Below are 21,992 nucleotides of genomic sequence, written 5' to 3'. Positions count from 1 at the left end.
TGCGGTCGGTGTGCTCTTTAAAAGTGAGCTGTTGACGTATGCTCATTAAGGGTTTGAGCCTGATACGACTCAAATTTCATGATGTGCGAGCAAAGCATATTCAAAGACCGGCACGGCGAGTGCCGCCGGTCAAGCTGGTAGAGCAGCATGCGTGCGGGCCTGATTGGCGGTCTGCAGCGGACTCATGACCGGTACCAACCATCTGGATTTGACGATTGTGACCAACAAGACATTACCCGAAGGTTTGCATCCTGAAACTCTGGCCGTGCGCGAAGCGGTCGAGCGCAGCCAGTGGGGCGAGCATTGCGAAGCCCTGTACATGACCAGCAGCTTTGTGCAGCCCGATGCGGCGACCGCAGCGCGCCGCTTTGCCAATGAAGAGCCGGGCTTCACCTACAGCCGCACTGGCAACCCCACGGTCACCAGCTTTGAAAAGCGTCTGGCGGCCATGGAAGGCACGGAATGTGCGGTAGCGACCTCCACCGGCATGTCGGCCATCTTGCTGGTGGCGCTGACGGCGCTCAAGACGGGCGATCATGTGATCTGCTCGCAGTCCATGTTCGGCTCCACCATCAAGCTGCTGGGAACCGAAATGGCACGCTTCGGCGTGGAAACCACGTTTGTCTCGCAGACCGATATCGAAGCCTGGAAGGCGGCCATCAAGCCCAACACGCGCATGCTGTTTGCCGAGACGCCCACCAACCCGCTGACCGATCTCTGCGACATCGCCGCACTGGCCGAGCTGGCGCACGCCAACAACGCGCTGCTGGCCGTGGACAACAGCTTCGCCACTCCCGTGCTGCAGCAGCCCGTGAAGTTCGGCGCCGACCTCGTCGTGCACTCGGGCACCAAGTTCCTTGACGGCCAAGGCCGCGTCATGGCCGGTGCGGTTTGCGGCACCATTGCCCTCGTGGACAAGGTCATGGGCACTTTCTTGCGCAGCGGCGGTCTGAACATTGCTCCCTACAATGCCTGGACGGTGATGAAGGGTCTGGAAACCCTGGCTTTGCGCGTCAAGGCGCAAAGCGCAGCAGCGCTGGAGTTTGCCGCCTGGCTGGAAGCCCATCCCAAGGTGGCGCGTGTGTACTACCCGGGCCTCAAGAGCCATCCTCAGCACGAGCTGGCCATGCGCCAGCAAAATGGCATGGGCGGTGCGGTGCTGGCCTTCGATGTGGTGGGCGAGGGTGCCGAGCAACTGCGTGCCAATGCCTTCCATGTCGTGGACAGCACGCGTCTGTGCTCGATTACGGCCAACCTCGGTGATGTGAAGACCACCATCACCCATCCGGCCAGCACCTCGCATGGTCGTCTGACCGAGGACCAGCGTCAGGCTGCCGGCGTGGGTCAGGGTCTGATTCGTATTTCCGTGGGTCTTGAGCATCTGGAAGACCTCAAGGTCGACCTGGCTCGCGGACTGGATACGCTGTGAAACACTCCCTGAGTCGCTTCGAGCCTTCCCCTTCCTGGGGGACTATGCCTGCGCTGCGAGGCGGCTCTTGCTCGGCATCTCTGGCCGAGACTGCGTGCGTATCAAGCGCCGCAGCCTTGGCGCGAGGAATGTCGTACAAGGATTTCTGATATGACAAACAACAAAATTCGCACCCGCTTTGCCCCTTCGCCCACGGGTTTCATCCATCTGGGCAATATTCGTTCGGCCCTCTATCCCTGGGCGTTTGCGCGCGCCAATGGCGGCGACTTCGTGCTGCGCATTGAGGACACCGATCTGGAGCGCTCCACCCAGGCGTCCGTGGACGTGATCCTGGAAGGCATGGAGTGGCTGCAGCTCGACCATGACGAAGGCCCGTTCTACCAGATGCAGCGCATGGATCGCTACAAGCAGGTGCTGGCGACCTTGCAGGAAAAAGGCTATGTCTACCCCTGCTATATGAGCATGGAGGAACTGGACGCGCTGCGTGAAAAGCAGATGGCTGCCAAGGAAAAGCCCCGCTATGACGGCACATGGCGTCCCGAGGAGGGCAAGGTCCTGCCCGCGATTCCCGAAGGCGTGAAGCCCGTGCTGCGCTTCAAGACTCCGCAAACCGGTGTGGTGGGCTGGGACGACAAGTGCAAGGGCCGTATCGAGTTCCAGAACTCCGAGCTCGACGATCTGGTGATTGCCCGACCCGACGGCACGCCCACGTACAACTTCTGCGTCTGCGTGGACGACATGGACATGAACATCACCCATGTCATCCGTGGCGACGACCATGTGAACAACACGCCGCGCCAGATTCACATCTTTGAAGCGCTGGGTGCCACCGTGCCTACCTTTGCCCACCTGCCCACCGTGCTCAACGAGCAAGGTGAAAAGATGAGCAAGCGCAACGGTGCCAAGGCCGTGACCCAGTACCGCGATGAAGGCTATCTGCCCGATGCCATGGTGAACTATCTGGCCCGCCTGGGCTGGAGCCATGGCGACGACGAAATCTTCAGTCGCGCCCAGTTCCTGGAGTGGTTCAACCTGGATCACCTGGGCCGCAGTGCCGGCCAGTTTGACGAAGCCAAGCTGCGCTGGGTCAATGCCCAGCATCTGAAGGCCATGGACGACGCCGAGCTGGCCCAGTTGGTCAAGCCCTTTGTCGTCAAGGCGGGTGTGGCCGAGAGCCTGATCGATGCCGATGACCGTCTGGTGCGCATTGCTGCCTTGTTCAAGGACCGTTGCGAGACCTTGGTGGATCTGGCCAACTGGGCCAAGGTCTTCTATGCGGACAGCGTGGAGCGCAATGCGGAAGACTACGCCAAGCATGTGACCGAGGCGGCCAACCCCGTGCTGGATGCATTTGCGGCCGTGGTGGAAAACGTGGAATGGACCAAGGAAGCCATTGCGGCTGCGATCAAGGAGCTGCTCAAGGCGCAGGGCGTGAAGATGCCCATGCTGGCCATGCCCGTACGTGTTCTGACCGTGGGCACGGCCCATACTCCCTCGGTCGATGCGGTGCTGGAATTGCTCGGACGTGAAAAAGTTATCGCGCGTTTGAAAAATCGCTAAAAACCTGTCTATAATTCGAGTCTCTGCAAAACGCGACTGATTAAAAGGTTGTCTTGCAGAGAGTTTTTGGGGGTATAGCTCAGCTGGGAGAGCGCTTGCATGGCATGCAAGAGGTCATCGGTTCGATCCCGTTTACCTCCACCAAAATTAATGACGGCGAGTCGCAAGACTCGAATCGTTCTAGGAATTGACCCTATCGTCTAGAGGCCTAGGACATCACCCTTTCACGGTGAGTACCGGGGTTCGAATCCCCGTAGGGTCGCCAAGTTTGAAGCGCTTGTAGCTACATGATATGTAGCAAAGCTTCCTGCCAGGAGTGGTAGTTCAGTTGGTTAGAATACCGGCCTGTCACGCCGGGGGTCGCGGGTTCGAGTCCCGTCCACTCCGCCAGTTTGGCTAGTCGCTTGATTAAAAAAGCGCCTTTATTTTCAGAAGGCGCTTTTTTAATCGGTGCGAAAGCAAAGATTCTAGGTTATGACCCTATCGTCTAGAGGCCTAGGACATCACCCTTTCACGGTGAGTACCGGGGTTCGAATCCCCGTAGGGTCGCCAAGTTTGAAGCGCTTGTAGCTATATAATATGTAGCAAAGCTTCCTGCCAGGAGTGGTAGTTCAGTTGGTTAGAATACCGGCCTGTCACGCCGGGGGTCGCGGGTTCGAGTCCCGTCCACTCCGCCACAGTTTTTGGGGGTATAGCTCAGCTGGGAGAGCGCTTGCATGGCATGCAAGAGGTCATCGGTTCGATCCCGTTTACCTCCACCAAAATTAATGACGGCGAGTCGCAAGACTCGAATCGTTCTAGGAATTGACCCTATCGTCTAGAGGCCTAGGACATCACCCTTTCACGGTGAGTACCGGGGTTCGAATCCCCGTAGGGTCGCCAAGTTTGAAGCGCTTGTAGCTACATGATATGTAGCAAAGCTTCCTGCCAGGAGTGGTAGTTCAGTTGGTTAGAATACCGGCCTGTCACGCCGGGGGTCGCGGGTTCGAGTCCCGTCCACTCCGCCACAGTTTTTGGGGGTATAGCTCAGCTGGGAGAGCGCTTGCATGGCATGCAAGAGGTCATCGGTTCGATCCCGTTTACCTCCACCAAAATTAATGACGGCGAGTCGCAAGACTCGAATCGTTCTAGGAATTGACCCTATCGTCTAGAGGCCTAGGACATCACCCTTTCACGGTGAGTACCGGGGTTCGAATCCCCGTAGGGTCGCCAAGTTTGAAGCGCTTGCAGCTACATGATATGTAGCAAAGCTTCCTGCCAGGAGTGGTAGTTCAGTTGGTTAGAATACCGGCCTGTCACGCCGGGGGTCGCGGGTTCGAGTCCCGTCCACTCCGCCAGATTCAAAAAGCCGCAATCAAGCAATTGATTGCGGCTTTTTTCTTGTCTGTGGCGCTCTGGCAGATTTGATGTGCTCCTGACTTTCTAGCAAGATACCCTTGCCATGCAAGTGCTATGGCGATACGCTATCGTTCACCCTTACAGATGTTGACAAAAGTTTTCCATGCGGGAACTTTTGCTGCCAATCGGTACACCATCTTGTCACCATTGGGCCTGCTTCCCGGTGACTGTCTCATCCCTTCATTGTTGTTCGTTTAACCACAGCTCCTTCGATCCATGCGTCCGGCGTCTTCCTTTCTGCTGTCGCTGTTGATGTTTGCCTCCATCATCGGGGTGCAACTCATCGCCATGTGGCCGGCAGGTTCGCAAGATGTGGTGGCCATGGCTTATGTACTCGACGCAGAGCCGCACGAATACGGTGTCGATGTGCTGCAGGAGTTCGAGGACGATGTGGAAGAAGATACGGTGGAGTTCTCCATTCACCGTCCACATCGCACTGCCGAGCTCAATCCGGCCCAGGATGATCGCAATGAATTGTTTGGCCCTCCTGAAGCGGTAGCTGTAGGTGTGGCCGATGTCCGGGTGCCTCCTCAGGGGCATGTGGTGCACCCGACTCATCCCTGGCCGGAAAGCATGTTGCGTCCGCCAAGTCTCGGCCTGCCGCAGGCAGGCAAGCTCCAGCTCAGCTGACGTCATCACGTCAGAACGTTTGCGCTGGGCTTTTTAGACCCCCGATACCTGCCGCCCGTTATTCCAGCGCCTGCTGGCCTGGAATGTGCTTGTCTGCAGAGCATGGCTCTGAGACAGGTCTGGGGCGGCTTCACCTGCTCAGGTGTAACTGATCCTGCATCGCATGCGGCGGCCGCCGCATGTGCATGACGGGTTTCCGACCCTTTCCTCACTTTATCTGCCCTCAAGAAGGCAGCTGTGTTCTATGTTCAATAGATCGATAGTGCCGGCTTCTTTACCGGCCAAGGCCAGTAAGAATTCTTCTGGCCATACACCATTGCGAAGCCCCAAACGCGTGGCCGTGTTCGGCCTGTGTCTCGCTGCAGCTCTGGCTGCGCATGCTCAGACCAATGCTCATGGCACACCACAAATCAGCAGCACCATTTCAGATCAGGTGCAGCCCAAGCTGACTTTGACGCAGCTGGTGCAGACCGTGCTGGACAACAATCCCGAACTGCGCTCAGTGCAGCAGTCGAGCTTCACGGCTCAGGCCGCCGTGGTCAGCGCTGGCGCGCTGCCCAACCCCAAGCTGGAGTGGAGTCGCGGCGACAACAAGGCGCGTCTGGCATCGGCCACGCCCGGCAATGTGCAGACCATGGGGATCTCGGTTCCCATAGAAATGCCTTCCGTGCGCGCTGCTCGTATCGAGGCGGCGCAAGCCGGGCAGCGAGCATCCGTGCACCAGATTGCTGCGTCGCGCAATGCACTCGTGGCCCAGGTCAAGCTCAAGGCCTACGAGGTGGTGCTGCGACAGGCGCAGGCACAGGCCGCCTACGATGCCGTCAAGCTGCTGGAACAGGCCCATGAGCGTGTACGCGTGCGTGTTTCCAGCGGTGAGGCGGCGCGTTACGAAATCATCAAGGCCGATGCCGAACTGATCAACGCTCGTCAGCAGGAGCAGTCTGCCCGTTTGCTGGCCGAGCAATCCCAGCTCACGCTCAATCGTCTGGCGGCAGGCCAGTTGCCCAATCGCTTTGATCTGGCCCTGTCTCTGCAGGATCCGGTGGAGACAGTGCAGTTGCAGAACATCAACTGGCAGTCCCATCCGGAGCTGCTGCAGCTGCAGTCCGAGGTGGACAAGGCCGAAGCGCAGAAGAACGGTGCCAAAGCCAGCCGTTGGCCGGGTCTTGAGCTGCGTTACGCGCAGACGCGAGAGCCCGATATCCGCAATAACACCATCGGCGTGAGCATGCAGATTCCGCTGTTCGACCAGCGTCGCGGTCCGATTGATGAGGCTGCTTCGGAAGCCGAGCGTGCTCGCCTGCGCATGGAAGGTCGCAAGGCCGAACTTGAGCAGCAAATGTTGCAGGCCTGGAAGGTCATGGAAATGGCGCAGGTGCGCACCAAGGCCCTGAGCGAGGGCGCGGTGCGCGAGGCCGAATCGGCCTTGCGCGTAGCCGAGGCTGCCTACCGCTTCGGCGAGCGCGGCATTCTGGATGTGCTGGACGCCCAGCGCGTGCTGCGCACGGTACGCGCCGATTTGCTTGAAGCCCGTTATCAGCTGCAATCCGCCCGGATTGAACTGGATTTTCTGGCTGGCCGCTATGCCCAGCCTTCCTCGCTTTGAGCTTTCAAAGTCAAGACCACGTTTTCGTATTTTTTGAATTCGCTTTATGTCTTCTCATCATCACTCCAGGACTGCGCGTCCCGCCTCTCTGGTTCTGGCACTGGCGTTGGCCGGGCTGACAACATTGACCCTGACTGGCTGCGGCAAGGAGGAGCCGGCTGCTGCGGTTGCTGCAGCAGATACCAAGGCCGAGCTTGACCCCATGGAGGTGGTTGTCTCAGCCGAAATGGCAACCAACTTCAAGACCGCCGCGGTAACGCAGGCCGAGGTTGCATCGGTGCAGGAAGTTGCCGGTCGCATTGAAGCCAACGAACGCAAGGTCACCCGCATCGGTGCGGCCGTGACAGGGCGTGTGACTGAGGTGCTGGCCGAAACCGGCGATCGCGTCAAAGCTGGTCAGACCCTGGCGCGCGTCGCCAGCCCCGAGCTGACCACGGCTCAACTGGCCTATATGCGTGCCAGCGCCACGGCAACTCTGGCAGAGCGCTCCGTAGAGCGGGCGCGTCAGCTGATTGCTGCCGATGTGATCGGCTCTGCAGAACTGCTGCGTCGCGAATCGGAAGTGCAGATTGCGCGCGCAGAGTTGAGGGCGGCAGGCGATCAGCTCAAGCTGATGGGCTTGTCCGCCGATGCGCTGAGCAGTTTGCGCGCCAAGGGCAATGTGGCCCCGAATGCCGCCATCACGGCTTCTGCTGCAGGTATTGTGATCGAGCGCCAGGTCAGCCAGGGTCAGGTGGCGCAGCCGGGGGACCCTCTGTTCACTGTGGCAGATCTCTCCAATGTCTGGGTGGTGGGCGCCCTGCCCGAGCAAATTGCGCGCAGCGTGCAGACTGGCCAGAACGTGCAGATCGATGTGCCGGCGCTGGGGCTGACCGTCGAGGAGACACCCATCTCGGGCAAGATCATCTACGTGGGTGACACCGTGTCCCCCGAAACCCGCACCGTGACCATTCGCACTCAGGTGGACAACAAAGATCTGGCGCTCAAGCCCCAGATGCTGGCCACCATGAAGATCCAGGGGGCCATGGAGAAGACTCTGGCAATCCCGTCGCTGGCGGTGGTTCGCGAGAACGACAAGGATCATGTCTACGTCAAGAAAGCCGAAAACCACTATCGCCTGACTCCGGTGGAGTTGGGGGCGGCCAGCGGTGGTCTGCGACCTGTGCTCAAGGGGTTGAGCGAAGGCTCCCAGATCGTGGTCGAAGGTGCATTCCACCTGAACAACGAGCGCAAGCGCGCAGAACTGGAGTAAGCCCATGATTGCCTCCATGATTCGTGCCGCGCTATCGCAGCGGCTGGTGGTGGTCGTGCTGGCGCTGGTGATGTGTGGCTTTGGCCTGCGTGCCGCCATGAATCTGTCGGTGGATGCTTTCCCCGATGTGACCAATGTGCAGGTTCAGGTTGCCACCGAAGCCCCTGGTCGTTCGCCCGAGGAGATCGAGCGTTTTGTGACCGTGCCTCTCGAAATCGCCATGACGGGGCTACCCGGGCTGGCAGAGATGCGCTCGCTCAACAAGAGCGGTCTGTCCATCATCACGCTGGTGTTTACCGATGCGACCGATGTGTACTTTGCCCGGCAGTTGGTGACGGAGCGTCTGATCGAAGTCACGCCACGCATGCCTGAAGGCATCGTGCCGGTATTGGGGCCGGTATCCACTGGCCTGGGTGAGGTCTACCAGTACACGTTGGACCACCCCGATGATGGCAAGCGTGAGCTGACCCAGGCCGAGTTGACGGAGCGTCGCACCATTCAGGACTGGGTGGCGCGTCCGTTGCTGCGATCCATTCCCGGTGTGGCTGAAATCAACTCTCAGGGCGGATATGTCAAGCAGTACCAGGTGCTGGTCGATCCTGCCCGCCTGCGTCACTACAACCTGAGCGTGCGTCAGGTGGTGCAAGCCGTGGCGGACAACAATGCCAATGCCAGCGGCGGCATCCTGCCGCAGGTGACCGAGCAGTATCTGATTCGCGGCGTGGGCATGATCCGCACGCTGGACGATATCGGCAACATCGTGCTCAAGGAGCAGGGAGGAGTGCCGGTCTATGTGCGTGATGTGGCCAAGGTGCAGATTGATGCCGAGGTGCGACAGGGTGCCATCATCAAGGGCGGCTATACCGAGGGCGTTTCGGGCATTGTGCTGATGATGCGCGGCGGCAATGCCAAGGAAGTCGTGACCCGCGTGAAGGAGCGTGTGGAGGAGATCAACTCCAAGGGCATGCTGCCTGGCGGCCTGCAGATCGTTCCTTACTATGACCGTACCGATCTGGTGGATTCCGCTCTCTGGACCGTGGGCAAGGTGCTGATTGAGGGCATCTTCCTGGTGGTGGTGGTGCTGTTCATCTTCCTGGGCGATGTGCGTTCCAGCCTGATTGTGGTGGCGACGCTGATCATCACGCCGCTGACCACCTTCATCATGATGAACAAGTACGGCATTTCGGCCAATCTGATGTCCTTGGGTGGCTTGGCGATTGCCATTGGTCTGATGGTGGATGCCACCGTGGTGGTGGTTGAAAACGTCTTCCACAAGCTGGGGCAGGCGGGCAATTCGCGCGGCGAGCGCATTCGCACCGTGCTGTCGGCCACCGTGGAAGTTGCTACCCCCACCATCTTCGGTATTGCCATCATCATCTTGGTGTTCCTGCCGCTGATGACGCTGCAAGGTATTGAAGGCAAGATGTTCGGACCGCTGGCGCTGACCATTGCCATGGCTCTGGCGATCTCGCTGGCCGTGTCGCTGTTCCTGTCGCCCGTGCTGTGCTCCTACTTCCTCAAGGGCGGTGCCGATCACGATACCAAGCTGATTGGCTTCCTCAAGCGCCACTATCTGCGTCTGCTTGACGGTGCGACTGCACGCAACCGCCTGACGCTGGCCGTGGCCGTGGCTTTGCTGATCGGATCGCTGGGCCTGTTCCCGTTCCTGGGCAAGTCTTTCATGCCGACCATGAAGGAAGGCGCGCTGACACCGCAGATCAACCGCGTGCCCAGCATTTCCCTGGATGAATCCATTCGCATGGAAATGGCTGCCATGAAGGAAGTGGCGCAGGTGCCCGGCGTGAAGTCCGTGGTGTCCAAGCTGGGACGTGGCGAATCGCCAGCCGATCCTGCTGGCCCCAATGAGTCTGACCCCATCGTGCTGCTGGACCCCGAGTCCGAGCGTACCCAGGATGAGATCGACGAAGAGATTCGTCAGCGCCTGTCCAAGATTCCCGGCGTGCAGATTGTGCTGTCCCAGCCCATCTCCGAGCGTGTGGATGAAATGGTGACCGGCGTGCGCTCGCAACTGGCCGTGAAGGTGTTCGGGGACGAGCTTGAAGACCTCAAGGAAGTCTCCGAGCAGGTGGCGCGCATTCTGAAGAGCGTCTCCGGCAGTACGGACATACGTATCGAGCGACTCTCGGGTCAGCAGGCTCTGACGGTGGATATCGACCGCAAGGCGATTGCTCGTCACGGTCTGAACGTTGCCGATGTGCAAAGCCTGCTGGAGTCCGCCATTGGCGGCAAGGACGTGACGACCTTGTATGAGGGTGAGCGTCGTTACTCGGTCGTGGTGCGTTTCCCCGAGTCCTATCGGGGATCGCCTGAAGCCATTGGCGCAACGCTGCTGACCACGGCGGCTGGCGCGCAAGTGCCGCTGAGCAGTCTGGCCAGGATCGAACTGGTCGATGGCCCCGCGCAGATCAGCCGCGAAGGTGGCAAGCGCCGCGTGGTGGTGGGCGCGAACGTGGAAGGGCGTGACCTGGCTGGCTTTGTTGCCGAGGTCGAGCAGCGCCTGGACAAGGAAGTCAAGCTGCCCGACGGCTATTACTTCAAGTTCGGCGGTCAGTTCGAAAACATGGAGCGCGCCATGGGCACGCTGCAGGTGATCGTGCCGCTGACCATCGTGGCCATCTTCTTCCTGCTGTTCCTGCTGTTCAACTCCATCAAGCTGGCAAGCCTGATCATTCTGGTGCTGCCCTTTGCTTCGATTGGCGGCCTGATTGGCTTGTTTGTCACTGGCGAATATGTGAGCGTGCCGGCATCGGTGGGCTTTATTGCCCTGTGGGGTATTGCTGTGCTGAACGGCGTGGTGCTTGTATCCAGCATTCGCCAACTGCGTCAGGACGGCATGGACGTGGCCGAAGCCGTGCGCGAAGGTTGTACTCAGCGTTTCCGCCCTGTGATGATGACCGCAACCGTGGCTTTGCTGGGTCTGGTGCCATTCCTGTTTGCGACGGGTCCTGGCTCCGAAGTTCAGCGTCCCTTGGCGATCGTGGTGATCGGTGGTTTGATTACCTCGACTTTGTTGACGCTGGTGGTGCTGCCCACGCTGTACCGCTGGTTTGACGAGAAGCCGACCGAGGCTTGATTTGAGAAAGGAGTGATCCGATGACGATGAAAGAAATCCGCGCCATCGTGCGTCCCAGCCGGTTGGAGCGCCTACGTACCGAGCTGCGTGCGATTCCGAACTTTCCGGGTGTGACGATTTTCAAGGCCGAGGGCTTTACGGCCCCCGCAGCCGTGGACAAGCGTACGGTCAAGGATGAGCTGACCGATTTTTCGGACAAGCTCATGGTCTGCGTAATCGTGGAGGAATCCATGGTGGGGGCGATTCGCGAAGCCATCGTCGTGGCCTGCCGCACCGGGCAGATCGGCGACGGTCTGGTCTGGACGGTGGATATCGGCGAGATGCACCGTATCCGTGACGGCGGCGCCGTGAGCTGATCAGGCTTGGCACTGAAAGAAAAAGGGATGCTCTCTGCATCCCTTTTTTCATGCTTTCGACAAAATGTTGGAGGTTTGGAAAAACTGGCGAAAACCCTGTGCTACAATTTTTGCATTGCAGCAGAGAAACACTGTTTCATTGCTTTGGGGGGTATAGCTCAGCTGGGAGAGCGCTTGCATGGCATGCAAGAGGTCATCGGTTCGATCCCGTTTACCTCCACCAAAATTAATGACGGCGAGTCGCGAGACTCGAATCGTTCTAGGAATTGACCCTATCGTCTAGAGGCCTAGGACATCACCCTTTCACGGTGAGTACCGGGGTTCGAATCCCCGTAGGGTCGCCAAGTTTGAAGCGCTTGCAGCTACATGATATGTAGCAAAGCTTCCTGCCAGGAGTGGTAGTTCAGTTGGTTAGAATACCGGCCTGTCACGCCGGGGGTCGCGGGTTCGAGTCCCGTCCACTCCGCCAGATTCAAAAAGCCGCAATCAAGCAATTGATTGCGGCTTTTTCTTTGCCCGGGATTCCGAGAAAAGGCCTTGCGGCAAGGCCTTTGATTTACCCATTATTTCGGGGCCATGCGAATGGCGCCGTCCAGGCGGATGACTTCGCCATTGAGCATGTCGTTTTCCAGGATCTGCTTGACCAGCTTGGCGTAGTCCTCGGGTTTGCCCAGGCGACTGGGGAAGGGCACGCTGGCGGCCAGTGCATCCTGAACTTCCTGCGGCATGGTGAACAACATGGGGGTGCCGAAGATGCCGGGAGCAATCGTCATATTGCGAATACCGTTGCGAGCCAGGTCGCGAGCAATGGGTAGCGTCATGCCGACCACGCCGCCCTTGGAGGCTGAGTAGGCGGCCTGACCGATCTGGCCGTCATAGGCTGCGACGCTGGCGGTAGAAATCAGCACACCGCGCTCGCCGGTAGGTTCTGGCTCATTCTTGCTCATGGCATCCGCTGCCAGGCGAATCATGTTGAAGGTGCCGACCAGGTTGACCATGATGGTCTTGGTATAGACGGCCAGGCTGTGCGGGCCGCTCTTGCCTACGGTTTTCTCGGCCGGTGCAATACCGGCGCAGTTGATCAGGCCGGCGAGTTTGCCCAGGCTGGTGGCTTTGGCGACAACGGCCTGACCATCGGCCTCATTGCTGACATCGCAGCGCAGATAGGCGCCGCCGATCTCACTGGCTACGGCCTCGCCGCGCTCTGCATTCATGTCGGCAATCACGACCTTGCCGCCGTTGGCGGCCAGCATGCGCGCCGTACCTTCGCCCAAGCCTGAAGCGCCACCGGTCACGATGAATACGCGATCCTGAATCTGCATGAACTGTCTCCTTGTTCGATGTCTGTTGACGTTGACGTAAACGTCAATTATGCACAGAGTGAAGGAACTGGTGACCTGAGGAAAGCGCGCATAAAAAAAAGCCCAATCGGGAAGATTGGGCTTTGAAGGGATCCATGAAACGGGGGTTTCAGGAGGATCCAAGGAGACAACTTGCGCAAGGTCAGCATCTGATTCAATGTATGCCGACCTGACATGCTGGTGATTATAGGGTAAACCCTAGTCTTTGCCAAGCATGTCAATAACCATGTTCTTAACGCTTGGCAGCGGTCGTGGCCTTGACAGCTTCGGTTGCTGTCTTGGTGGCTGCGTTGAAATTGGCTTCGGCCATGTCGGAGGCTTGCTTCACCGCCTTTTGCACGGATTCGAAAGCGTTGTTGGCGGCGGAGACTGCGCTCTTGACCATGGCAACAGCGGATTCGGAACCGGCAGGAGCATTCTTGGTCGTGTTGTCCAGCAGGGCATTGAAGTTCTTGCGAGCTTCGGTGGACTGGGCTTCCAGCGTCTTGTTGAATTCGCCGGCAGTGTTGCTGGCGATGTCGTACAGGTGGCGGCTGTAGGAAGCTGTTTTCTCGGCCAGCGGCTGGAACAGGCCTGCTTGCAGAGTCAGCAGTTCCTGGGCGTCCTTGACGCTGAGCACGGCCTGGGTGTGCTGGGCAGCTTCGGCCAGTGCGGCGCGCGAGGCGGTGACGTTCAGTTCCACCAGCTTTTCCACGCCTTCGAAAGCTTTGCTGGTCAGGCCGAACAGTGTCTCGAAGTGGGCTTTTTGTGCGCTCAGGATTTGGTCAGGGGTCAGGCTCATGGCAATTCTCCAAAATTACGGATCTAACAAAGGGATCGGACCGGAGGAAACGTCTGCCCTGACATGACCGCTATCTTTGTCAGTCGCATGTTGCAGTGCAGCATGGGTGCATTGTGAAAGAGAATTTGTGGCAATGCAAGCTTTAATTTGTTGCGCTGCAGCAAAAAAATTAATGACTCTTTGTTTTTGATAAGTATCTGATTTTTAAAAGACTTTGTTGTGTCTGATAACTGACAAAAATTGAAGTGGCGTGTTTTCTTTGTGCGGTGCGTCATGCGTTGATGAGTGACAACCTGCAAGCCCTGTCGCGGTGGTGCTGGCGGCGCCGGGGCAGCTCTGCAAAATGACTGCATGACTGCATCGTTATCTCATGGCAAACCTTTGCGCGCCCAGCCGCAGGCGCGCGACTCCTATCCCGTGTTTCGTGAAATCAGCACCCGCTGGTCGGACAACGATGTTTACGGTCATGTGAACAACGTCATCTACTACAGCTGGTTTGATACCGCGGTCAATGCGTATCTGATAGAGCAGGGCGCGTTGGATATTCATGATGGGCAGACGATTGGCCTGGTGATAGAGACCCAGTGCAATTACTTTGCCTCGTTGGCTTTCCCCCAAGCCGTGGAAGCGGGTATTCGCGTGGCCCATCTGGGTAGCTCCAGCGTGCGCTATGAAGTGGGTCTGTTTGCCAGGGGTGCGAGCCAGTCGGCTGCTGCCGGGCATTTTGTGCATGTCTATGTCGACAGGCAGACGCGCCGGCCTGTGCCTTTGCCCGAGCCCTTGCGGGCGGCGCTACAGTCACTGCTGCGTGCAGAGCCTGCTGGTGAATAGCAAAAATGATAGCTTCTCGCGTATGTGTATCAAAGGTTTGATTCTGATCCGATTGATATATCTGGCGGCAAATCCGAAGCCCGCATCTGCAAGAAGCGCTTAGGGGCCGTGAGTACGGTGCAGGGTGTGGAATAGCCTACACTCGTCAGTCTCTGTTGAGGCTGGCGCAGCCTGTATTTGAGCCAGCCTTGTTCCATGACTGAACGGACCGTCAGGCCCACCGTCGTCCATGATCATCACCAGTCTGCTAGACACCGACCTGTACAAATTCACGATGATGCAGGTGGTGCTGCATCAGTTTCCGGGCGCGCAAGTGGAGTACCGCTTCAAATGCCGCAACCCTGGCGTGCAACTGGCTCCGTACGTCAATGAAATTCGTGAAGAAATCCGCTCTCTGTGCAAGCTGCGCTTTCAAGATGCCGAGCTGGCCTATCTGAGTTCGCTGCGCTTCATCAAGAGCGATTTTGTCGATTTCCTGAGCCTGTTCCAGCTCAACGACAAATACATCACGGTCACGCCCCTGGCCAGCGGCGAGATCGACATCACCATCCAGGGCCCTTGGCTGCACACCATCCTGTTCGAGATTCCAGTGCTGGCCATCGTCAACGAGGTGTATTTCCGCAATACCCAGCCCGTACCCAACTTTCTGGAAGGACGCAAGCGCCTGGACGAGAAGATCGCGCTGCTGCAGGCGCCTGGCCTTGAGTCGCTCAAGATTGCCGATTACGGCACCCGCAGGCGCTTTTCCAGGGCCTGGCATGAAGAGGTGCTGCGGGTGCTTTGCGCCAGGCTGGGTCATTCGGGGGCGGCGCGCGTTAACGGCCAGCGCAAGGGGCAACTGGCGGGCACCAGCAATGTGCTGTATGCGATGAAGCTGGGCCTGATCCCGCTGGGCACCTTGGCCCATGAATATCTGCAGGCCTGCCAGTCGCTGGGCCCGCGCCTGCGCGACAGCCAGATCTTCGGCTTCGAGTCCTGGGCGCGCGAGTACCGGGGCGATCTGGGGATTGCGCTGTCCGACGTCTATGGCATGTCGGCCTTTCTGCGTGATTTCGATCTGTACTTCTGCAAGCTTTTTGACGGTGCGCGCCATGACAGCGGCGACCCGTTTGACTGGGGCGAGCGCCTGATCGCGCATTACAAGGCCAACAAGATCGATCCGCTGAGCAAGGTGCTGATCTTCAGCGACGGGCTGACCATCCCCAAAACCATCGGGCTGTTCGAGCGCTTCAACGGTCGCTGCCAGCTGGCGTTCGGCATCGGCACCAATCTGACCAACGATTTGGGAAATCCCCCCGAGCATGTGCCATTGCAGATCGTGATCAAGATGACGCGCTGCAACGGCCAGCCCGTGGCAAAGCTATCGGACACACCGGGCAAGAGCATGTGTGACGATGAAAAATACCTGGCCTATCTGCGCCAGGTGTTCAGCATTGCGCCGCCGGCGCCGGTTTCGCCGGCATAGAAATCAAAGAATCATTGGCGGGAGTTATGCCTGTTGCAGGGCAAAGAGCAGAGAGGATGGGCGTTTGAACAGCAAATCTTTTATGAAAGCCGCGGCGGCCGCGCTGCTGACGCTGGCAGCGGCCACCGCGCAGGCCGCAGACATTGACGGCGCAGCCATGTCCGTGGCCTGGGGCCTGCCGTTTGTGGGCATGCTGCTGTCCATTGCGCTGCTGCCGCTGCTGCTTCCGCAATTCTGGCATCACCATTTCGGCAAGGTCACTGCCGGCTGGGCGCTGGCCTTCCTGCTGCCTTTTGCGCTGGTCTACGGGTTGGGCGCGGCGGGCGTGAATCTGGTGCATGCCTTGCTGGCCGAGTATCTGCCATTCGTGATCCTGCTGACCGCGTTGTACACGGTGGCCGGAGGCATCTATGTGCGCGGCAATCTGCGTGGTTCGCCGGGGTTGAATACCGCCATCCTGGCCATTGGAGCGGTGCTGGCCAGCTTCATGGGAACGACCGGGGCTTCGATGCTGCTGATACGCCCCTTGCTGCGCGCCAACGATAACCGCCGTCATCAGGCTCATGTGGTGGTGTTTTTCATCTTCATCGTCTCCAATGCTGGGGGGGCGTTGACGCCGCTCGGAGATCCGCCGCTGTTCCTGGGCTTTCTGAAGGGGGTGGACTTCTTCTGGACGGTGAGCCATATCTGGGGCCCTATGCTGTTCCTCACGCTGGCGCTGCTGGCCATCTTCTATGCGATAGATCACAAGCTGATGGGGCAAAAGGGCGAGACCGATCTGCCCGATCCCACGCCCAGCATGGATGTGACCGGGGCTCAAAGCCGCCTGGGCTTTGAAGGCCGCGTGAACTTTGTGCTGCTGATGGTGGTGGTGGCTCTGGTGCTGGTCAGCGGCATCTGGCGCACTCCTGCGGGTATCGAGATCGCCGGGACCCATGTGGGCCTGCCCGGTTTGGTGCGTGATCTGGGTTTGCTTGCCGTGGTGCTGCTTTCGCTCAAACTCACACCCGCTCGTGTGCATCAGGCCAATGAGTTCGGCTGGGGACCCATGCAGGAAGTGGCCAAGCTGTTTGCAGGTATTTTCCTGACCATCATTCCCGTCATCGCCATGCTCAAGGCAGGTGTCGATGGCCCGTTCGGTGCCGTGGTGCGCGCAGTCACCAATGCCGATGGCACGCCCAACCCGGCCATGTATTTCTGGGCCACGGGTCTGCTGTCTTCCTTCCTCGACAACGCTCCGACTTATCTGGTGTTCTTCAATACCGCCGGCGGCGACCCCGCTCACCTCATGACCGAGATGGCGCTGACGCTGACAGCCATTTCTGCCGGTGCCGTGTTCATGGGTGCGAACACATACATTGGCAATGCGCCCAATCTCATGGTCAAGGCGATTGCTGAAGATCGCGGCGTGAAGATGCCGGGCTTTTTCGGCTATATGCTCTGGTCGGTCTGCGTGCTGGTACCTCTGCTGGTTTTGATTACCTGGATTTGGTTTAGGTGATGGCTCTCCCCTTGAGGGGGACGACATCATTGCTGCGGGACGGCTCTTGCTTGATAGCTCGGGCTGTGCCGGGCGAGCTGAAATGTTCTAAAAAGATGAATGAGGAGACAACGCGATGAGTCAAAAGCCCCGTATCTTGATTGCCCGCGCCATTTCACCCGAGGTGGTGCAGCGGTTGCAGCAGCATTTTGAAGTGCAGTCCAATCAGGAGGATGTGGTCTGGTCTCCGGCAGAGCTGGCACAGCAGTTGCAGGGCAAGGATGGCGTACTGACCACGGGGTCGCAGCGCATCGATGCTGAGTTGCTGGCCGCCTGCCCGCAGCTCAAGATCGTGGCCAATATGGCGGTGGGCTACAACAATTTCGATGTGCCCGCGATGACGGCCGCGGGCGTGCAGGGCACGAATGCCCCCGATGTGCTGACCGAGACAACGGCTGATTTCGGCTTTGCCCTGCTGATGGCCACGGCGCGCCGCATTGCCGAGAGCGAGCACTATCTGCGTGCCGGGCTCTGGAAGGACTGGCATTACGACCTGTTTGCGGGTGCCGAGGTGCATGGCAGCACGCTGGGCATCCTGGGCATGGGCCGCATCGGTCAGGCCATTGCACGCCGTGCGGCTTACGGCTTTGGCATGGAGGTGATCTATCACAACCGCTCGCGTCTGGATGCTGCGCTGGAAGCCGAGTGCAAGGCCAGTTATGTCGGCAAGCAGGAGCTGCTCGAGCGTGCAGACCATCTGATGCTGGTGCTGCCATTCACCCCCGAAAACCGCCATACCATAGGCGCGGGAGAAATTGCGCATATGAAGCCCACAGCCACGCTGATCAATATTGCGCGTGGCGGCATCGTCGATGATGCGGCTCTGGCCCAGGCACTCAAGGATAAGCGCATTGCCGCAGCGGGGCTGGACGTGTTCGAGGGTGAGCCTGTCGTGCATCCCGATCTGCTGACCGTGCCCAATGTGGTGCTGACACCTCATATCGCCAGCGCCACCAAGGGTACGCGTACGGCCATGGCGGGGCTGGCGGCTGACAACCTGATCTCGTTCTTTGCTGGCAAGGGGCCGCTGACGCCCGTCAATCAGCTGGCCTGATGCCGCGATTAGGCCGTATCACGTCATATCAGTTTGAGGGCGAATACGTGCTCTGAGTGCGTTGTCGGCTTTGATAATTTCTGCCCGCTTGGCGTCTGTGCGCACAGCGGGCTTTTTTATATCAAGCGAGACAGCAATGCCTTTTATCCGCACCAGCGTCCACAAGGACACCATGCCCGCCCAGCGCCAGGCCATCGTCAACGGTATTCATCAGGCCCTGATCGACGGCATCGGCATGCCCGCCGATGAGCTGTTCAACATGGTTGAGGAATATGACGAGCAGAAGTTCTTCTTCAGCCGCACTTTCAACGGCTACAAGCGCTCGGACCGCGTGGTCGTGGTCGAGATCACCATGCGCCGTGGGCGCAGCGATGCCATGAAGCGCGCGCTGTATGCCAACATCGCCGCCAATCTGGAGAAAGATGCGGACGTCGCACCCAGCGATGTGTTCATCTTCACGCACGAAAACGACTATTCCGACTGGTCCGTGGGCGGCGGCAAGTTCGCCATGGCCATTGCCCAGCAAGTGGGCCCCGACGCCTGATTCTTGCGTCAACCGATTGCAGCCTAGCTGTCACCAAGGCTGCAACCGGAAGCAGCACTTTTGATCGCATTGAATTTTTCGTGGCTCTGAGGACTGATAATTTGCCTGCGCGCTAGTGCTTGCAAACTTCAGTCTGCAATGCCCAGGGCGGAAATTCAATGAATAGGTCTGTGGCGATCTCCTGATAAGCGCTTGCAGCTATGAAAAAAAGAGTGCGAAAGGCGTGGCAAGACAGTGACTACGTGGTGGCTTGGGTTGGCGGCGCTGGCCGTATTGATGGTGGGCCTGCTTCTGGTGCTGCTGTGGTGGCTGCAGGGGCTGCGCCGTCAGACGGAACTTGCTCTCGGCCCTGATGCGATGAGGCTGCAAGCCCAGCTGCTGCAGGGATTGCAGGCGCTGGATGTCAGGCTGCAGCAGTTGGAGCGCAGCAGCCAGAGTACCCAGATGACGGTGGCCAAGAGCGATGGAGCCCTGGACCGTGTCACCCAGCATGTGCAGACCCAGTTGGCCCAGGCCCAGCAAGATGCACTGGCCGCACGGCGCGAGCAGGCGGCGGCGCTGGCATCTTTTCGTGAAGACGTTGCCCAGCTAGCGCAGCGGCTGACGGGCGACAGCCAGCAAGCCCGCGCGGCACTGGCCCAAAGCAGTGCCGAGCAGGCAGTCCATGTCCAGCAGCGCTTCGAAGCCCTGGCCGAGACGACGCGCGGTACGCTGGACTCGCTCAAGGGCGATATCCAGCAGCAGCTCACGCATATGAGTACCAATATGGGGGCTGCGCTCAAGGATCAGCTGGGAAGCAATGGCGAGCAACTGCGCCATCAGTTTGCCGTGTTGCAGGATGCGGTGAGCCAGCAACTGGCTGCGCTGGCACAGGGCCAGCAGACCACGGCCGAGCAGCTGCGCGCAACGCTCAACGAGCGACTGGCCACGATTCAGAGCGAAAACTCCCTCAAGCTCGACGAGATGCGCCGCACTGTCGATGAAAAACTGCATGCCACGCTGGAGCAGCGTTTGGGCGAGTCCTTCAAGCTGGTCAGCGATCGGCTGGAGCAGGTGCACAAGGGGCTGGGCGAGATGCAGACCCTGGCGGGCAGCGTAGGCGATCTGAAGCGCGTGATGACCAATGTGAAGTCGCGCGGCACCTGGGGCGAGCTGCAGCTGGGCAGCATTATCGACAATGTGCTCACGCCCGAGCAGTACGCGAGAAACGTCAAGACCGTGCCTGGCAGTGATGAGCTGGTCGAGTTCGCCATCCGGCTGCCGGGCCGCAACGACGAGCAGCCCGTATGGTTGCCCATCGACGCCAAATATCCGGTCGAGCATTACCAGCGCCTGCAGGATGCCCAGGACAGTGCCGACAGGGTGGCAATTGCCGCAGCAGGCAATGCCTTCGAGACATCGATTCGCGGCGAAGCCAAAAAGATCGCGAGCAAGTACATCGCACCGCCGCACACCACGGACTTTGCCGTCATGTATCTGCCCACCGAGGGCCTGTTCGCCGAAGTGCTGCGCCGCCCGGGGCTGGTCGAGGCGCTGCAGAATGAGCATCGGATTGTGATTACCGGTCCCGCGAATCTGGCCGCCATGCTCAGCAGCCTGCAGATGGGCTTCAAGACGCTGGCGATCGAGAAGCGCTCCTCCGAAGTCTGGGGCGTGCTCGGTCAGGTCAAGACCGAGTTCGGCAAGTTCGGCGAGGTGGTGGAGGCTACGCGCAAGTCCATCGATGCCGCTGCGCGCAAGTTTGATCAGGTGGGTGTGCGCACGCGCGCCATTCAGCGCCATTTGCGCAATGTGCAGGAGCTGCCGAATGAAGCCGGGCAGGAGCAGCCCCTGTTTCCGGCCACCTCGTCTGGAGGTGATCAGACCGCCAGCGAGGACGAAGAATGAATGCGGCCCTGCTGCGCCTGATCCTCGCGCAAGTCTGTATTCACGGCACCATGACCGGGATGCGCATGGCCACGCCGCTTTTGGCGCTCAAGGAGGGCTATAGCGCGGCTGCGGTCGGCATGCTGCTGGCGCTGTTTGCGCTGACCCAGGTGTTCCTGTCCCTGCCGGCGGGGCGCTATGCGGACCGTCACGGGCTCAAGCGCCCGCTCATCATCAGTGTGGCGGCCGCCTGTTCCGGAGCGGGAGTGGCCGTGCTGTTCCCGATTTATCCGGTGCTATGCCTGAGCGCTTTGCTGACGGGCGGCGCCGCCGGCATGGCACTGATCGCCCTGCAGCGCCATGTGGGGCGCATGGCACACAACAAGGACGAGTTGCGCAAGGTCTTCAGTTGGCTGGCGATCGGGCCGGCCATCTCCAATTTTTTGGGGCCTTTCGCGGCCGGGTTGCTGATCGACTATGCCGGCGGCGAAGCGGCCAGCACCACGGGCTTCAGGGCGGCGTTTTTGCTGCTGACCCTGATGCCTCTGGCGGCCTGGTTCTGGGCAAGAACGGTGCAGGAGTTGCCCGCACTGCAGACCGAGAGTGCGAACCAGAAGGCAACGGCCTGGGACCTGGTGCAGAACCGGGGCTTCAGGCGCCTGTTGCTGTTGAACTGGGCGCTTTCCTCTTGCTGGGACGTGCACACCTTTGTCGTGCCCATTCTGGGCCATGAGCGCGGACTGCCTGCCTCGGTGATAGGCAGCATCCTGGGCGCCTTTGCGATTGCTGCAGCCGTGATCCGCATGCTGATGCCCATCATCACACGCCATATGGCCGAATCGCAAGTGGTGCTGGGGGCCATGGTTGCCGCTTGCGCCCTGTTCATCGCCTATCCCTTCATGCCCGGTGCCTGGAGCATGGGCGCCTGTTCGGTCTTGCTGGGCGTGGTGCTGGGATCGGTGCAGCCCATGGTGATGAGCATGATCCATCAGATCACGCCACCCGAGCGCCATGGCGAGGCGCTGGGATTGCGCATGATGGCCATCAATGGCTCCAGCGTGCTGATGCCGGTGCTGTTCGGCTCGCTGGGCACCGTGGTCGGTGTCTCGGCCCTGTTCTGGGCCGTGGGGGTTCTGGTCGGAGTGTCCTCGCGCCTGCCCTGGCTGATCGGCAAGCAGGATATGCCGGGCGATGAGTGGGTCGGCCATTAACCGGGCCGCCTGCA

Annotated in this window: 16 protein-coding genes and 14 tRNA genes; 28 read left to right on the top strand and 2 right to left on the bottom strand. The window is 59.6% G+C overall.

All coding sequences use genetic code 11. The features are described 5' to 3' along the window. Positions 1-217: 217 nt before the first annotated feature. The 21 genes from FSY45_RS14290 (at position 218) to FSY45_RS14190 (ending at position 11,794) form a co-directional block, all read left to right on the top strand. Entirely contained in the window at positions 218-1,429 is a 1,212-nt protein-coding gene (locus tag FSY45_RS14290) for an O-succinylhomoserine sulfhydrylase (protein WP_003061097.1), read from the top strand. Between the two features lie 150 nt (positions 1,430-1,579). Beyond that, on the top strand, positions 1,580-2,989 hold the full coding sequence (gene gltX, locus FSY45_RS14285) for a glutamate--tRNA ligase (protein ID WP_046461392.1): 1,410 nt from the start codon (positions 1,580-1,582) through the stop codon (positions 2,987-2,989). Between the two features lie 68 nt (positions 2,990-3,057). Then, positions 3,058-3,133 (top strand) — tRNA-Ala (locus FSY45_RS14280). A 45-nt stretch (positions 3,134-3,178) separates the two neighbouring features. After that, positions 3,179-3,254, top strand: a tRNA-Glu gene (locus FSY45_RS14275). Positions 3,255-3,302: 48 nt separating this feature from the next. Next, positions 3,303-3,379, top strand: a tRNA-Asp gene (locus FSY45_RS14270). A gap of 86 nt (positions 3,380-3,465) precedes the next feature. Further along, positions 3,466-3,541: transfer RNA gene (locus tag FSY45_RS14265), tRNA-Glu, on the top strand. 48 nt (positions 3,542-3,589) lie between these two features. Next, positions 3,590-3,666 (top strand) — tRNA-Asp (locus tag FSY45_RS14260). A gap of 8 nt (positions 3,667-3,674) precedes the next feature. After that, a tRNA-Ala gene (locus FSY45_RS14255) sits at positions 3,675-3,750 on the top strand. A 45-nt stretch (positions 3,751-3,795) separates the two neighbouring features. Next, positions 3,796-3,871 (top strand) — tRNA-Glu (locus FSY45_RS14250). 48 nt (positions 3,872-3,919) lie between these two features. Further along, positions 3,920-3,996: transfer RNA gene (locus tag FSY45_RS14245), tRNA-Asp, on the top strand. An 8-nt stretch (positions 3,997-4,004) separates the two neighbouring features. Next, positions 4,005-4,080: transfer RNA gene (locus FSY45_RS14240), tRNA-Ala, on the top strand. A gap of 45 nt (positions 4,081-4,125) precedes the next feature. Beyond that, positions 4,126-4,201, top strand: a tRNA-Glu gene (locus FSY45_RS14235). Between the two features lie 48 nt (positions 4,202-4,249). Next, a tRNA-Asp gene (locus FSY45_RS14230) sits at positions 4,250-4,326 on the top strand. A 277-nt stretch (positions 4,327-4,603) separates the two neighbouring features. Then, positions 4,604-5,017, top strand: coding sequence for a hypothetical protein (locus FSY45_RS14225; protein WP_039050538.1), 414 nt, complete (start codon positions 4,604-4,606; stop codon positions 5,015-5,017). A gap of 334 nt (positions 5,018-5,351) precedes the next feature. Continuing rightward, a complete protein-coding gene (locus FSY45_RS14220) occupies positions 5,352-6,623 on the top strand; it encodes a TolC family protein (protein WP_046462730.1) in 1,272 nt (423 codons plus the stop codon). 46 nt (positions 6,624-6,669) lie between these two features. Then, a complete protein-coding gene (locus FSY45_RS14215) occupies positions 6,670-7,875 on the top strand; it encodes an efflux RND transporter periplasmic adaptor subunit (protein ID WP_003061135.1) in 1,206 nt (401 codons plus the stop codon). Between the two features lie 4 nt (positions 7,876-7,879). Further along, positions 7,880-10,969: an efflux RND transporter permease subunit gene (locus FSY45_RS14210; RefSeq protein ID WP_003061132.1), complete on the top strand. Its 3,090-nt coding sequence runs from the start codon at positions 7,880-7,882 to the stop codon at positions 10,967-10,969. Between the two features lie 20 nt (positions 10,970-10,989). Beyond that, positions 10,990-11,325, top strand: a complete 336-nt coding sequence (locus tag FSY45_RS14205; RefSeq protein WP_046462731.1) for a P-II family nitrogen regulator — start codon at positions 10,990-10,992, stop codon at positions 11,323-11,325. 147 nt (positions 11,326-11,472) lie between these two features. Then, positions 11,473-11,548, top strand: a tRNA-Ala gene (locus FSY45_RS14200). Between the two features lie 45 nt (positions 11,549-11,593). Further along, positions 11,594-11,669 (top strand) — tRNA-Glu (locus FSY45_RS14195). 48 nt (positions 11,670-11,717) lie between these two features. Then, positions 11,718-11,794, top strand: a tRNA-Asp gene (locus tag FSY45_RS14190). Between the two features lie 94 nt (positions 11,795-11,888). On the opposite strand, the gene FSY45_RS14185 is transcribed toward FSY45_RS14190, so the two are convergent. Further along, complete coding sequence (locus FSY45_RS14185; protein WP_046462759.1) at positions 11,889-12,647, bottom strand: 3-hydroxyacyl-CoA dehydrogenase; 759 nt, start codon at positions 12,645-12,647, stop codon at positions 11,889-11,891. 271 nt (positions 12,648-12,918) lie between these two features. Further along, positions 12,919-13,467 (bottom strand): phasin family protein, encoded by a 549-nt coding sequence (locus FSY45_RS14180; protein ID WP_003067688.1) that lies wholly within the window; start codon positions 13,465-13,467, stop codon positions 12,919-12,921. A 351-nt stretch (positions 13,468-13,818) separates the two neighbouring features. Between FSY45_RS14180 and FSY45_RS14170 the strand changes: the two genes are divergently transcribed. The 7 genes from FSY45_RS14170 to FSY45_RS14140 all read left to right on the top strand — a co-directional run bounded on the left by FSY45_RS14170 (position 13,819) and on the right by FSY45_RS14140 (position 21,978). After that, positions 13,819-14,298: a thioesterase family protein gene (locus FSY45_RS14170; RefSeq protein ID WP_012837589.1), complete on the top strand. Its 480-nt coding sequence runs from the start codon at positions 13,819-13,821 to the stop codon at positions 14,296-14,298. 229 nt (positions 14,299-14,527) lie between these two features. After that, on the top strand, positions 14,528-15,763 hold the full coding sequence (gene pncB, locus FSY45_RS14165) for a nicotinate phosphoribosyltransferase (RefSeq protein ID WP_046462758.1): 1,236 nt from the start codon (positions 14,528-14,530) through the stop codon (positions 15,761-15,763). A gap of 82 nt (positions 15,764-15,845) precedes the next feature. Further along, the gene (locus FSY45_RS14160; protein WP_003067682.1) at positions 15,846-17,264 is read left to right on the top strand and encodes a sodium:proton antiporter; all 1,419 of its coding nucleotides are present in this window, start codon (positions 15,846-15,848) and stop codon (positions 17,262-17,264) included. A gap of 115 nt (positions 17,265-17,379) precedes the next feature. Then, positions 17,380-18,357 (top strand): D-glycerate dehydrogenase, encoded by a 978-nt coding sequence (locus FSY45_RS14155; protein WP_046462757.1) that lies wholly within the window; start codon positions 17,380-17,382, stop codon positions 18,355-18,357. Positions 18,358-18,493: 136 nt separating this feature from the next. Then, complete coding sequence (locus FSY45_RS14150) at positions 18,494-18,901, top strand: tautomerase family protein (RefSeq protein ID WP_003067678.1); 408 nt, start codon at positions 18,494-18,496, stop codon at positions 18,899-18,901. Between the two features lie 276 nt (positions 18,902-19,177). After that, complete coding sequence (gene rmuC, locus FSY45_RS14145) at positions 19,178-20,788, top strand: DNA recombination protein RmuC (protein WP_080944579.1); 1,611 nt, start codon at positions 19,178-19,180, stop codon at positions 20,786-20,788. After that, the gene (locus tag FSY45_RS14140) at positions 20,785-21,978 is read left to right on the top strand and encodes an MFS transporter (protein ID WP_046462756.1); all 1,194 of its coding nucleotides are present in this window, start codon (positions 20,785-20,787) and stop codon (positions 21,976-21,978) included. The genes rmuC and FSY45_RS14140 overlap by 4 nt, the downstream gene beginning before the upstream one ends. Positions 21,979-21,992: the final 14 nt, after the last annotated feature.

It is taken from the genome of Comamonas sp. Z1 (assembly GCF_008121555.1).
GTDB lineage: Bacteria > Pseudomonadota > Gammaproteobacteria > Burkholderiales > Burkholderiaceae_C > Comamonas > Comamonas thiooxydans.
Note: the sequence above shows the minus strand (reverse complement) of the source record. Positions and strands in the feature narration are given on the sequence as shown.